The sequence below is a fragment of the Falsiphaeobacter marinintestinus genome (genome assembly GCF_007923355.1).
GTDB lineage: Bacteria > Pseudomonadota > Alphaproteobacteria > Rhodobacterales > Rhodobacteraceae > Phaeobacter_A > Phaeobacter_A marinintestinus.
Genome location: NZ_VOGO01000001.1, coordinates 64,761 through 77,347, shown reverse-complemented (window position 1 = coordinate 77,347; position 12,587 = coordinate 64,761). Strand labels below are relative to the sequence as shown.

At 59.1% G+C, this 12,587-nt stretch carries 11 protein-coding genes; 2 read left to right on the top strand and 9 right to left on the bottom strand.

Going from position 1 to position 12,587, the window contains the following annotated elements:
- Window positions 1-76 precede the first annotated feature (76 nt).
- Both FOY56_RS00395 and acnA read right to left on the bottom strand, forming a co-directional pair.
- On the bottom strand, window positions 77-976 hold the full coding sequence (locus FOY56_RS00395) for a Hint domain-containing protein (RefSeq protein ID WP_146343807.1): 900 nt from the start codon (window positions 974-976) through the stop codon (window positions 77-79).
- Window positions 977-1,323: 347 nt separating this feature from the next.
- Window positions 1,324-4,008, bottom strand: a complete 2,685-nt coding sequence (gene acnA, locus FOY56_RS00390) for an aconitate hydratase AcnA (protein WP_146343806.1) — start codon at window positions 4,006-4,008, stop codon at window positions 1,324-1,326.
- Between the two features lie 228 nt (window positions 4,009-4,236).
- Between acnA and FOY56_RS00385 the strand changes: the two genes are divergently transcribed.
- Window positions 4,237-4,938: a DUF1223 domain-containing protein gene (locus FOY56_RS00385; protein ID WP_146343805.1), complete on the top strand. Its 702-nt coding sequence runs from the start codon at window positions 4,237-4,239 to the stop codon at window positions 4,936-4,938.
- Here FOY56_RS00385 and FOY56_RS00380 read toward each other — a convergent pair.
- From FOY56_RS00380 to FOY56_RS00360, 5 genes are all read right to left on the bottom strand, one after another.
- On the bottom strand, window positions 4,935-5,864 hold the full coding sequence (locus FOY56_RS00380; RefSeq protein ID WP_146343804.1) for a lysophospholipid acyltransferase family protein: 930 nt from the start codon (window positions 5,862-5,864) through the stop codon (window positions 4,935-4,937). The genes FOY56_RS00385 and FOY56_RS00380 overlap by 4 nt on opposite strands.
- Window positions 5,865-5,873: 9 nt before the next feature.
- A complete protein-coding gene (locus FOY56_RS00375; protein ID WP_222434949.1) occupies window positions 5,874-6,746 on the bottom strand; it encodes a DMT family transporter in 873 nt (290 codons plus the stop codon).
- 104 nt (window positions 6,747-6,850) lie between these two features.
- Window positions 6,851-7,945, bottom strand: coding sequence for a flagellar motor switch protein FliG (locus FOY56_RS00370; protein ID WP_146343803.1), 1,095 nt, complete (start codon window positions 7,943-7,945; stop codon window positions 6,851-6,853).
- A gap of 82 nt (window positions 7,946-8,027) precedes the next feature.
- Entirely contained in the window at window positions 8,028-8,558 is a 531-nt protein-coding gene (locus FOY56_RS00365; RefSeq protein WP_186766210.1) for a tetratricopeptide repeat protein, read from the bottom strand.
- 115 nt (window positions 8,559-8,673) lie between these two features.
- Window positions 8,674-8,832 carry a carbohydrate-binding module family 14 protein gene (locus tag FOY56_RS00360; RefSeq protein WP_146343802.1) on the bottom strand — a complete coding sequence of 53 codons (159 nt, stop codon included), beginning with the start codon at window positions 8,830-8,832 and terminating at the stop codon, window positions 8,674-8,676.
- Between the two features lie 187 nt (window positions 8,833-9,019).
- Between FOY56_RS00360 and FOY56_RS00355 the strand changes: the two genes are divergently transcribed.
- The gene (locus tag FOY56_RS00355) at window positions 9,020-10,186 is read left to right on the top strand and encodes an iron-containing alcohol dehydrogenase (protein WP_146343801.1); all 1,167 of its coding nucleotides are present in this window, start codon (window positions 9,020-9,022) and stop codon (window positions 10,184-10,186) included.
- 597 nt (window positions 10,187-10,783) lie between these two features.
- Here FOY56_RS00355 and FOY56_RS00350 read toward each other — a convergent pair.
- A complete protein-coding gene (locus FOY56_RS00350) occupies window positions 10,784-11,176 on the bottom strand; it encodes a hypothetical protein (protein WP_146343800.1) in 393 nt (130 codons plus the stop codon).
- 78 nt (window positions 11,177-11,254) lie between these two features.
- A complete protein-coding gene (purB, locus tag FOY56_RS00345; protein WP_146343799.1) occupies window positions 11,255-12,559 on the bottom strand; it encodes an adenylosuccinate lyase in 1,305 nt (434 codons plus the stop codon).
- Window positions 12,560-12,587: the final 28 nt, after the last annotated feature.

Here is a 12,587-nt window from a genome sequence, read left to right as displayed (position 1 = left end):
CTTGTGTCAGTCTGGCACCGTCACCTTCGGTTTAGGGCTGCAAAAACGGGCATACGGTGCCGGTCGTGGCCTTGGATCAGGCGGCTTTTTGCGCAGCCAGCTTTGCCCGCAGTCGCGCTGGCACCTGACGTGCGCTCATGGCGCGCGGGTAGGGCAGTTCGGCCATCTCGGGCGTGTCGCCATAGAGCGCGTCGTATTCAGCGTAGTTGTCGAACACGCGGCGGGAGACATTGTCGATAAAGGTTTCTGCCGGGGCGCCATTGGCGAGGATGATTTCGTGCGCTTCGGTCTCAACGTGGTAGACGGTAAACGTCTCGCCCATGTCAGACGGGGGCACGCGGGTGATCGTGACGTCGTTGACCAATGCGCCAGCGTTGCACAACACGCCGTCGATCAGCATGGCGTGGTCGGCGGTGACGGTGAGATCGGTATGGGGCAGGCTATCACCCAGCGACCCGGCGGCGAAGCGGACCGGCATCAGGCGTTCGGCAGGGCCAAAGCGAGTGGCAACCGTATTGCGGCCAATCCACAGGACCTTTGAAACATCGCCGGACGCGGTCAGCAGAGCATCACCAATCTTGAGATCTTCGACAGCGACCTCGCCGACAGGTGTCGCGATCATCACGCCGGTCAGGAAACAGGCCAAGCCAGCTGTGTTCACGTCGTTCACCGAATTGATCGTGTTCGGCAGGTTTGAGGTTGTCGTTGCAGCATCAACCGGGCTGTAGATTGTCCATTCGCCGCCGGGTTCTGGGCTGGTTTGGACGATCATGTAAACATTACCGCCCCCGTCAGTGTAGCTGCCGAAGAATGTACCTGCGATTTCGTTGAATGTATCGCCAACGTCAAACGTTGCGCCACCGTCGGCGTCAGTCAGGGAACCGGTCACGTTCGCCGCGGATGTATCGTCTTTGTAGTTGTCGCTGTTGCCGCTTTGACCGTAATCGATCGACGACATGTAACTAAAAGTTGCCACTGAAAAACTCCCCTAACAGCACCGTGACCCGTCAGCGAGGACTGCAGCTAACCGGGTCGACAAAATTAATTTAACTTCAGGAGAAATAGTCGCTGTTCGCGCTTTTTCAAAAGGATTGAACGTAAATCTTGAGTGATTTTGTGGATGACGTTGGGGAAACTTGACGGTTTTTTAACCTTTTCTGGGATGCGTCGACTCGCAATAGTTGCAAATCAACGCTTCGTGGCGAAAACCGTCGTCTGTTTTCAGGTTGGTTCCGAAGACGTCAGCGCGCGGTTTTTTCTGTGCGTGGCACCAAAAAGCCCCGCCAGTGGCGGGGCCTTCTGCAGATTGAACGGTGCCGTGATTTACGACTTTGCGAGGTTGCGTAGCACGTAATGCAGAACGCCGCCGTGTTCGATGTATTCGATCTCGATCGCGGTATCGATCCGGCATTTCAGCGTGATCTCTTTCACGGTGCCGTCACCCATGGTGATCGTGCAGGGCACTTCCTGCAGCGGCTGGATGCTGTCCAAACCGCTGATCGACACGGTTTCGTCTCCGGTCAGACCCAGCGATTTGCGCGTGTCTCCACCGGTGAATTCGAACGGGATGACGCCCATGCCAACCAGGTTCGACCGGTGGATCCGCTCAAAGCTTTCGGCGATGACGGCCTTGACGCCCAGCAGGGCTGTGCCCTTGGCCGCCCAGTCACGCGACGAGCCCGCGCCGTATTGTTCGCCACCAAAGACGACCAGCGGCGTGCCCGCTTCCTGATAGGCCATCGCGGCGTCAAAGACGCTGGTCTGTTTGCCATCGGGGCCTTTGGTATAGCCACCTTCAACGCCATCCAGCATCTCGTTCTTGATGCGGATGTTGGCGAAGGTGCCGCGCATCATGATCTCGTGGTTGCCGCGGCGCGATCCGTAGGAGTTGAATTCGCGCGGAGAGACCTGACGTTCGAGCAGGTATTCCCCTGCGGGCGAGGTCGAGGCGAACGATCCGGCCGGTGAGATGTGGTCGGTGGTGATCATGTCACCCAGCATCAGCAGAACCTTGGCGCCTTCGACATTCGAAATTGTGCCCGGCTCGGTGCCCATGTTCTGGAAGTAGGGCGGGTTCTGGATGTAGGTCGAGGTGGCGGGCCAGTTATAGGTTTCCTGCTGAGGAACCTCGACGCCCTGCCACTTTTCGTCGCCTTTGAACACGTCCGCGTACTTTGACAGGAACGCTTCACGGGTGACGGTTTCCTGCACCAAGTCGGCGACTTCCTTGGAGGTCGGCCAGATGTCTTTCAGGTAGACGTCATTGCCGTCCTTGTCCTGACCCAGCGGATCACTTGCCAGATTGATGTCGAGCGTGCCGGCAATGGCATAGGCGACGACCAGCGGCGGTGAGGCCAGATAGTTGGCGCGCACGTCCGGCGAAATCCGGCCTTCGAAGTTGCGGTTGCCCGACAGGACCGAGGTTGCAACCAGATCGCCTTCGGCAATGGCTTCGCTGATTTCTGGCTGGATCGGACCCGAGTTGCCGATACAGGTGGTGCAGCCATAACCAACAAGGTTGAAGCCCATCGCGTCGAGATCTTTTTGCAGATCCGCCGCTTCAAGATAGGCCGACACAACCTGCGAACCCGGTGCCAGCGAGGTTTTGACCCAAGGCTTGCGGTCCAGACCCAATGCTGCGGCTTTGCGGGCCACAAGGCCGGCACCGATCATCACATAGGGGTTCGAGGTGTTGGTGCACGATGTGATCGAGGCGATCACGACCTTGCCCGACTCCATGGTATAGTCTTCGCCTTTGACGGGGACTTCTTTGCCCATCGGGCGCTTGAAGGTTTCTTCCATCTCTTTGCGGAAGGCGTTCTGGCCTTCGGTCAGCGCGACATAGTCCTGCGGGCGCTTGGGGCCCGAGATCGCCGGAACGATGGTGCCCATGTCGAGTTCGAGCGTGTCGGTATAGATCGGTGCGTAATCCGCGTCGCGCCAGAAACCGTTTTCCTTGGCATAGGCTTCGACCAGGGCAATCCGGTCTTCGTCGCGCCCGGTGTTTTCCAGGTAACGGAGGGTTTCGGCATCGATCGGGAAGAAGCCGCAGGTGGCGCCGTATTCGGGGGCCATGTTGGCGATGGTGGCACGGTCTGCCAGGGGCAGATGATCGAGACCTTCGCCGTAGAATTCGACAAATTTGCTGACCACGCCTTTTTCGCGCAGCATTTCAACGACTTTCAGCACGAGGTCGGTTCCGGTGGTGCCTTCCACCATTTCGCCGGTCAGCTTGAAGCCGATGACTTCGGGGATCAGCATCGAGATCGGCTGACCCAGCATGGCGGCTTCGGCTTCGATGCCGCCGACGCCCCAGCCCAGAACGGCGGCGCCGTTGACCATGGTGGTGTGGCTGTCGGTGCCGACCAGCGTGTCGGGATAGGCGACCATGTCACCGTTCTGGTCGGTGTCGGTCCAGACGGTTTGCGACAGGTATTCCAGGTTCACCTGGTGGCAGATACCGGTTCCGGGGGGCACAACGCGGAAGTTGTCAAACGCGGTCTGGCCCCACTTGAGGAAGGTATAACGCTCCATGTTGCGTTCGTATTCGCGGTCGACGTTCATCTGGAACGCACGCGGGTTGCCGAATTCGTCGATCATGACCGAGTGGTCGATGACGAGGTCAACTGGGACCAGCGGGTTGATCTTGGAAGCCGAGCCTTTCAGGCCGACAATCCCGTCACGCATGGCGGCAAGGTCAACAACGGCGGGAACGCCGGTAAAGTCCTGCATCAGCACGCGGGCCGGGCGATACGCGATCTCGCGCGGGTTCTGACCGCCCTTGACGCCCCATTCGGCGAAGGCCTTGATGTCGTCGGTTGTGACGGTCTTGCCGTCTTCGAACCGCAGCATGTTTTCAAGAACCACCTTCAGCGCGGCTGGCAGGTTCGAGAAATCCCCCAAGCCGGCCTCGGTGGCGGCGGGGATCGAGTAATAGGAAATTGACTGACCATTCACGCTAAGCGTTTTGCGTGTCTTGGCGGTGTCCTGTCCGACTGTGATGGGCATATCTGGCCTCCCTCAAAGAGTCATGGAAATCGGGAATTCGCTGGCTGCTAGATGCCCCATGCGGGACTTGCTTTCAATAGGGGAAACCGGGGGTGCGGCGATTTTGTATACCATTGCACACAATTTACTGCCAAGCTTCTGATCACCGGCGTTTCAACAAAGCTTGATTGGTTATTGCAGTGCGCAAAGGATAGACCACTTTCACTCGGGAAAGGACTCCTACGCATCATGAAACGATTTTTTGCGCTTTTTGCCATGCTATGCGCGTTAGCCGCTGCACCTGTTGCGGCCCAGACCTCGCCCGTGGTTGTTGAACTTTACACCTCGCAGGGGTGCTCATCCTGCCCGCCGGCAGACGCCTTGCTGAAAAAACTGACCCAGCGCGACGACGTTCTGCCTCTGGCCCTGCATGTTGATTACTGGGATTATCTGGGCTGGAAGGACAAGTTTGCCGATCCGTCCCATGCCGTGCGCCAAAAGGGTTTTGCCCGGGTCGGGGGCCGCAAGATGGTGTATACACCGCAGATGATCGTGATGGGGCAAGAGGACGTGGTTGGTGCCCACGGCATGGAGCTGGCCGATCTGATTTCGGCGCATTCGAAAAAAGCACCTAGCCTGACCGTCGATCTGGAGCGCGAGGGCGGCGATCTGACGGTCCGGGTGGCCTCTGCTGGCGGGCCGTTGACCGGCACGTTTGATATTCATCTGGTCCGCTTTACCCCGTACCATGAGGTCAAAGTCAAACGCGGCGAAAACGCCGGGCGGGTTCTGGGCTATGCCAACGTGGTCGATGGCTGGTCGGTACTGGGTCAGTGGGATCCTGAGGATGCGACCGAAATCACCGTGGCCCTGGACGGAGACCGCCCGGCGGCGATTCTTGTGCAGCGCGCTGATTATGGTCCGATCCTTGGCGCGGCGGTTGCGGATTAATCCTGAGTGACTTCAGCTTTGGGCTGTAAGCCTTTGTGAAACCATGGCTTCCAGCGGCGGTGAATCCAAAACCATTGGTCCATGTGGTCGCGCACCAAGGCCTCAAGATCATCATTCAGCGCCTGGGTCATGGTGATCGGGTCGCTGTGTGGGATTGGGGCGTTCATCACGACTTCGAAATCCAGCCCGTTAGGTTGACGGATTGCATAGATCGGGATGATCACCGCGTTGTATTTCAGCGCCAGTTCCGCGTTCAACACCGACGTCACGGCGGGCTGGCCGAAAAACGTCAGTTCTTCGCCGCCATGAACATGCAGGTCAGCCACGATCGCAATGATACCGCCGCGCCGGAGGTAGCGGACCATCTGCGTCATGCCGCGACGCCCCTGTTCGAACAAGGGTTCGCCCAGTTGCTTAATCTTGCTCACGTAATGGTCGTTGAAATACGGGTTGGCCATGCGCCGGTAGAGCCCGCCCAACTCGAATCCGAGCGAGAACAGCTTGGCTCGCGCGGCGTCGTAATTGCCGAAATGCGCGGTGATCAGGATCACCGGACGTCCGGCATCGCGGGCTTCTTCCAGGGCTTTTAGACCGTCGCCCCGGATTGGGGCCTGAACGCCGCGGTCGATAAAGTCCTGACCGGAATAGATCTCGATCACGGTCCGCCCGGCGTTATCCGGCACTGACCGGCAAAGCGCTTTGATTTCAGCCTCGGACAGATCTGGCCGGGCCAGCCGCAAGTTGTCGCTAATTCGTTTGCTCCAGCCGATCAGAGGGGACAGCGTGCTGATCAGCCGTCCGATCATCGGAACACGCCAGCGATACGGCAGCAGGCAGGCGCCGCCGATCACGCCCCGAAGGATCGCGTTCGACAGGAAGTACCCGACACGGTCAAAGGTGGATAACGTAGAAGGATCAACGGGCATGAAGTGGATTCAACTGCGGCCATAGGTTTCGCGATGCCAGACATAGATGCCCGCACTGGCGATCACAAGGGCACCGCAGATTGTCCAGACGTCAGGAATTTCGCCGAACAATGTCGCGCCCCAGATCGCGGCGAAAATCAGGCCGCAATAGGCATAAGGAGCCAGCATCGCGGCTTCGCCGGAACTGAAGGCGCGGATCAGGAACATCTGCCCGATGGTGCCAAACACGGCGATGCAGGCGATCAAAAGCCAGCCGAACGCGGTCGGGGGGTGCCAGTAAAAGGGCACGATCGCGCTGAGCAATACGGTTCCGACCAGCCCGGTATAAAACAGCGACGTCCACGGATCTTCATCCGGGCCGACCTTGCGGGTCAGAAGCGCATAGCCGGAATAGCAGATGGCGGCGGCCAAAGGCAGCAAAGCGGAGGGCGAAAACACATCTGCGCCGGGGCGCAGGACGATCAGCGCGCCGATCATCGCCACGACGATCCCGGCGATGCGGCGCGGGCCAAGGGGCTCGCCCAATAACAGGGCCGCGCCAAGGGTGATCAGGACGGGGTTTACGCTCATCAATGCGGCGGCGTCGCTGAGCGGGATGCGCGAGAGGCCGGTGAAGAAAAAGCCGGTCGCGCACATCAGCAGGATTGAACGAAGGATCTGCAAGCGCGGGTATTTCGTGTGGGTGACGCTGCGCAGGCGCGGCAGGACCAGCACAAAGACCACCAGCATCTGGCCCGCATAGCGCGCCCAAAGGGCTGGCAGAACGCCGGTCTGAGGCGCGAGGGCTTTGACGCTGACATCCATCAGCGTGAAGAAGAAGATCGCCGAAATCATCATCCCGATGGCCCGGTTGCGCTGTGCCAGCACTGCTGCTGCGCTCATCTGGGGACCTGCAAAATTGAGGTGTGCGAATGGATTATGGCCTGAGTCATGCCCGGGTGATAGGGGCGTTTGCGGGGGGTGTCCATTGGCGACAGCGCCGTCGGTCAGTCTTCCTCGGGGTCTTCGGGAACGATCAGCGTCAGATCTCCGGCCAGTTCCAGAGCCCGAATTGCGGCCACGATGGCGGACATCGCGGCTTCGCCGTCGCGCTTTCTGACTTTGCCACGCTCGCCAATTTCTTCGCGCAGGTTGTCGGCCATTCGGGATGACAGGTTTTCGAGGATGAACTGTGCGGTGGCTGCGTTGACGCCGTCGGTGGCAAAGGCCAGTGCTGTGACCACGTCGCCCGGATCGGCTTCACGCAGGATTTTCGGCACGTCCTGTTTCGCCACCCGGTCGGCGATATGGGAGAAGATGAAGATCGATTTGCGCACGGATGTGGCAAAAACCTGATCTTCTTCATCCAAGGCAGTCAGAACATCGTCGCGGGTATCGGCAGACGACTGGTTCAGGATGGCACCAACACGTTCGCTGGGGGCCGCCGTAAAGGCCGGGATCGGGCGCTGGTCAAGCTGCCCGGCGAGGGACAGGCCAATCCGGTCGACAGCTTCGGGGGTGACGGCGCCTGTCTGGCTGACCGCATAAGCAATCTTGCGCGCCAAAGGACCCGGCAGCAGGCCCAGCAATGCGGCGGCTTTTCCCGTGTCCAGCTTTGACAGCAGCACGGCGGCAACCTCGATACTTTCGGCCTGTGCAAATTCTGCCAGTTCGTCCGGGGGCAGCGCCCGCAACCGGATCCAGGGGTCACCTGCCTGGCGCACGCCGGCTTCTTTGCGCAATCGGGCGGCGGTCTGAGGGCTGATCTTGCCGTCCAGCGTGCTGAGCGCCCCGGCCAGCCCGCCGGTAAACGACAGCCCGACCGACCCCAGCGCCTCGGCAAATTCGAGCACCACGGCGTCAAGCGTGACCCGGTCAACAAGGCCCATGCTGCCCATCTGCTGAGTCAATAGGGCTTGCAGGTCATCCGGCAGCATTTCAAGCGGGATATCGGCGCCTTCGTTCAGCAGCAGGCGCACCATGATGGCCGCCTTGGCGCTGCCTTCAAGGTCGCGGGGCACGCGGACGTCGCCAATCGGCGGCGTGCCGCGTTCCGCGTCAGCGCTCAGCGGCAGTCGCGCCAGTGTTCCGTCATCCTTCATTCGGCTGCTCGATCCGTCCTTTTCGGGCCCAAAGGGGGCGTCAAAGGACCCTAGACCGGCAGCCGTAAAGAAAGACTGAAACCTAGTAACTGAATGTCATGCCCGACTTGATCGCCTTGCGCAGAGATTCTTCGGCCCATGTGCCGGTGCCGCCGCGCGCCACGATTTCGCGCCACTGGGCCACGGCCATGTCCGTGCGACCCTCTTCGACATATCCCTGACCCATATAAGACCGTGCCAGAATGTTGTCGGGGTTGGTCTTGATCGCCTGTTCATAAAATGCGTTGGCCAGCGTCAGGTTGCCAAGCTTGCGGTGGGTGAACCCCCAATAGGTCAGCACGCGATCATCGTTCTGGTCGGGCATCACCCGCAAGACGCCCTGTGCGTCCTCATAGCGCCCGGCATAGGCCAGTTCGCGGGCTGCATCATACAGGCCGTCCGTGTCCATCGACGATTTTTCGGGCTTCACGCATTTCTGCTTCTCGGCATCCCAGACCCGCCCGAACAGGCAGGTTTTGGTTGTGTCTGTTGGTTTTGGTGGAGTCGAGTCTTCATCGCCGGCCGCAAAGGCCAGACCGGGGGCTGCGACGAGAAGGGCAAGAAGCAAACGCATGAAGGATACCTTTATCTGAATACTGTGGTGATCTTGGTTGATAGAGACTCTAGCGCAAAACTGGAAAAGACGACCCGAAATCGGATCGCCTTTCTTCACGTCCCGGTGAGCGGTGTCAGCTGCTGGCCTGCGGTATGCAGGTCGCTTTGTCCGCATCCCAGACGGTGCCGGTGGCGCAGGATTGCGCCTGATGCTGGCGGTCTGAGCACATGGCGAAACTGACCACGGGGATAAGGGTCAGAGCCATGGCTGCAACGAGGGTCTTGAGCGTCATGAGAAGCCTCCTGTCTTGCCGCTAGGTCATCAAAGTTTAGCGCGATCGTGTGAATTCGCCAAACAAAACCGGCTAGGGTGGCGAAACCCTGCCGCCACCGGGCATGGGTATGCGGGGCTGGTGGCTTTCCCGTTGCAACACCGCGCGCTATGTCTGGCGGTGCAACAGACGTCGGAGAGCTTTTCGCATGACCTATCTTGATCACATGGAATGGAGCTTTCCGGTTCCGATCATCTACGGTCCCGGTCGCCTGAAAGATATCGCCCAATTCTGCGTGGAAGCCGGAATGGCCCGACCTTTGATCGTCACTGACCGGGGCAGTGCAGGGTTGCCGTTTGTGGCGGATCTGAAACGGCGTCTTGATCAGGCCGGGCTGCGGGCTGCGATTTATTCCGAGATTTCGCCAAACCCGCGTGACGACGAAATCGCCGCCGGTCGCGCCCTGTTCCGGTCCGGGGGCTGCGACGGGGTCATCGCAATGGGCGGGGGCAGCGGTATGGATGGCGGCAAGGCCATCGCCCTGACGGCCACCAATGAGATCGACCTTTGGGACTTCGAGTACGAACGGGCAGCGCCTGACATGACCGGGCAGGCGGCATTCCCGCCGCTGATCTGCATCCCGACGACAGCAGGGACCGGGGCTGAGACCGAAAGCACCGCGATGATCACCGATACGGCGCGCAAGATGAAATGGTGCATCTGGCACGCCGAGCTGAAGCCGTCTTTTGCCATCCTGGATCCTGAGGTCACGGTTGGATTGCCCAAGACTCTGACGGCATGGACCGGAGCAGATGCCATGGTGCACGCGATTGAGGCCTATTGCGTGCCGTCCATTCACCCGTTTTGTGATGGGGCTGCGCTGGAAGGGCTGCGACTTGTGACACGGTGGTTGCCGGTTGCGGTCGAAGCCCCCGCTGATCTTGAGGCGCGCGGTGCGATGCTGACAGGATCTTGCCTTGCCGGGGTGGCGTTCCTGAAGGGGCTTGGGCTGGTGCACGCGATCTCGCACATGATCGGGGCCGAGTTTGATACGCAACATGGGCTGACCAATGCGGTCCTGCTGCCGTCGGTTCTGAGGTTCAACGCACCGGATATTAAGGACAAGATCGCCCCGATGGCACAGGCGATGGGGGTGTCCGACACGTCTTTTGACGGCTTTTATGGACAGGTTTGCGAAATTCTGGATCAGATCGGTATCCCGCGTACACTTGGCGATATTGGTGTGCCGTCTGACTGCGCCGCGCGGATCGCGGAAAAGGCATTGCAAGACAGCGCCGCGGGCACCAACCCGCGTGAACTGACGGCTTCCATGATAGAAGCCGTGATTTACGAAGCTATGACCGTCGGTCGATAGGCTGCGCCAAGATATCGGTCTGCTCCGGGCATGAAGCCAAACTGAGCGGGGGAATGGTCGAAGGCCACGGGGTGTCAGAAACGCCTGCCGGACGGGCGGGTCTTGCAAGATGATCACGGCGTTACATGCGCTGCCGACTGAAAACCCCATAGGTTTACCTCGGAGCGATTCTGCAGACAGGTGATGGTGGAATTTGTTTTACGGCAGGATTTCGGACGAAACGATCCGGCATTTTCCGCGTGCGGGATTTGCTGCGACATATGTTAGAATGGCACGTTGTTCCACTTCAAGTTCTCGCCGGTTTCTAACCCGTTTTCCCGGATCTTTCCAAGCCATTGCGCCACTGTTCAACCGCTTCAATAAAGAGGAATGCAATTCAGTACATCCCTTTAGCGCAATTTCTTTTACATGTGCCGCATTCGCCCCGTACGTTATCACAGTCGAATACAAATCGTTTCGGGCGACATACAGCCGATGGCCTGGATTCGAAGCCGTTTTCGTCGTCGAGTCGCCTTCTGGCTTGATAAAAACTGCGGCACATCCTTTGAAAATGATGCGACCACGTCTGTTCGGCTTTCTCAGGTCCTGCCAAAACCCTTAACAAATCGGTTCGACGGCGGAAAGCGACATGGATTGTGTAAACGTTGCCGATGCGTCCTGGGGGACAGATACGGCAACGACTTCACAGGTTTGGGTATGTCCCGAATTCAGTTCACAACCGATTTTCGCGATGGCTGCTGCCGCTTGTGTGGAGTTTAATCCTTCAGTTGCAAAAAAATCTGTCGGCGTAGCTGGATTAATGGCCAGTGCGCCAAAGTAATACCGACCGGTTTTCCGGCCAGAAAAGTTTCGCATCACCTTATCTGGAATTTCTGCGCCAGGTTTGAGAAGCGTTTTTGACCCTGTGCCATATTCCGGGTCCGAGGCGCAAACGCTGGTGGCCGAAATGGTCAAAATGAGGTGGAGAAAAATGGATTTAGCGCGTCGCATGGAAAAGCCCTGAAATGACATTCATTTCAGGACAACATTTTTTTGCAACAGGTTCAAGCCCTTGTCGGACTTCGGCGATTATTCCCCAAAAACGCGGGCGAAAATCGTGTCGACGTGTTTGGTGTGGTAGTCCATGTCGAAATTTGCGTTGATCTGGTCTTCGCCAAGGGCGGCGACGACTTCCTCATCGGCCAGAAGCAGTTCGCGGAAATCAACGCGGTCTTCCCAGACTTTCAGGGCGTTGCGCTGGACCATGGAATAAGCGTCTTCACGGCTGACGCCAGCTTGGGTCAAGGCCAGAAGAACCCGCTGCGACATCACAAGACCGGGGTATTTGTTCATGTTGTCCAGCATGTTCTGCGGGAAGATCAGCATCTTGTCGACCACGCCGGTCAGGCGATTCAGGGCAAAGTCCAGCGTCACGGTTGCATCCGGACCGATGCCGCGTTCAACCGAGCTGTGCGAGATGTCGCGTTCGTGCCAGAGTGCCACGTTTTCCATCGCCGGGATCACGGTCATGCGTACAAGGCGGGCCAGACCGGTCAGGTTTTCCGTCAAGACGGGGTTTTTCTTGTGCGGCATGGCGGATGAGCCCTTTTGACCCATCGAGAAGAATTCAGCGCCTTCCAGAACTTCGGTGCGCTGCATGTGGCGGATTTCGATGGCGACGTTTTCGATGGACGAGGCAATAACGCCGAGCACGGCAAAGAACATCGCGTGACGGTCGCGCGGGATAACTTGCGTGCTGATCGGTTCGGGTGTGAGGCCGAGTTTTTCGCACACATGCTCTTCGACTTTGGGGTCGATATTGGCGAAGGTGCCGACTGCGCCGGAGATGGCGCCGGTGGCGATCTCTTCGCGCGCCGCTTGCAGGCGGGCCTTGTTGCGGTCCATTTCGGCATAGAAACGGGCAAAGGTCAGACCCATTGTGGTGGGTTCGGCGTGGATGCCGTGGCTGCGGCCGACCCGAACGGTCATCTTGTGTTCCATTGCGCGTTTCTTCAGGGCCGCAAGCAGGTTATCCATATCGGCCAGCAGGATATCCGCAGCGCGCACCAGTTGCACGTTCAGGCAGGTATCCAGAACGTCCGAGCTGGTCATGCCCTGATGCACAAAGCGAGCCTCGTCGCTGCCGACATGTTCGGCGAGGTGGGTCAGGAAGGCGATGACGTCGTGTTTGGTGACGGCTTCGATCTCATCAATGCGGGCAACGTCGAAGTCGACGTCCTTGGCTTTCCAGACCGCATCGGCGTTTTCCTGTGGGATCACGCCGAGAGCGGCTTGCGCGTCACAGGCATGGGCCTCGATCTCGTACCAGATGCGGAACTTGGTTTCGGGGGACCAGATGGCGACCATGTCGGGACGGGCGTAGCGGGGGATCATGCGGGCAGCACCTTTTTTACCGGGGACG

Bases quoted from the DNA above. Each gene is read 5' to 3' on its own strand.
- acnA (WP_146343806.1), bottom strand. From the start codon at position 4,008: ATGCCCATCACAGTCGGACAGGACACCGCCAAGACACGCAAAACGCTT.
- FOY56_RS00385 (WP_146343805.1), top strand. From the start codon at position 4,237: ATGAAACGATTTTTTGCGCTTTTTGCCATGCTATGCGCGTTAGCCGCT.
- FOY56_RS00380 (WP_146343804.1), bottom strand. From the start codon at position 5,864: ATGCCCGTTGATCCTTCTACGTTATCCACCTTTGACCGTGTCGGGTAC.
- FOY56_RS00375 (WP_222434949.1), bottom strand. From the start codon at position 6,746: ATGAGCGCAGCAGCAGTGCTGGCACAGCGCAACCGGGCCATCGGGATG.
- FOY56_RS00370 (WP_146343803.1), bottom strand. From the start codon at position 7,945: ATGAAGGATGACGGAACACTGGCGCGACTGCCGCTGAGCGCTGACGCG.
- FOY56_RS00365 (WP_186766210.1), bottom strand. From the start codon at position 8,558: ATGCGTTTGCTTCTTGCCCTTCTCGTCGCAGCCCCCGGTCTGGCCTTT.
- FOY56_RS00360 (WP_146343802.1), bottom strand. From the start codon at position 8,832: ATGACGCTCAAGACCCTCGTTGCAGCCATGGCTCTGACCCTTATCCCC.
- FOY56_RS00355 (WP_146343801.1), top strand. From the start codon at position 9,020: ATGACCTATCTTGATCACATGGAATGGAGCTTTCCGGTTCCGATCATC.
- FOY56_RS00350 (WP_146343800.1), bottom strand. From the start codon at position 11,176: ATGCGACGCGCTAAATCCATTTTTCTCCACCTCATTTTGACCATTTCG.
- purB (WP_146343799.1), bottom strand. From the start codon at position 12,559: ATGATCCCCCGCTACGCCCGTCCCGACATGGTCGCCATCTGGTCCCCC.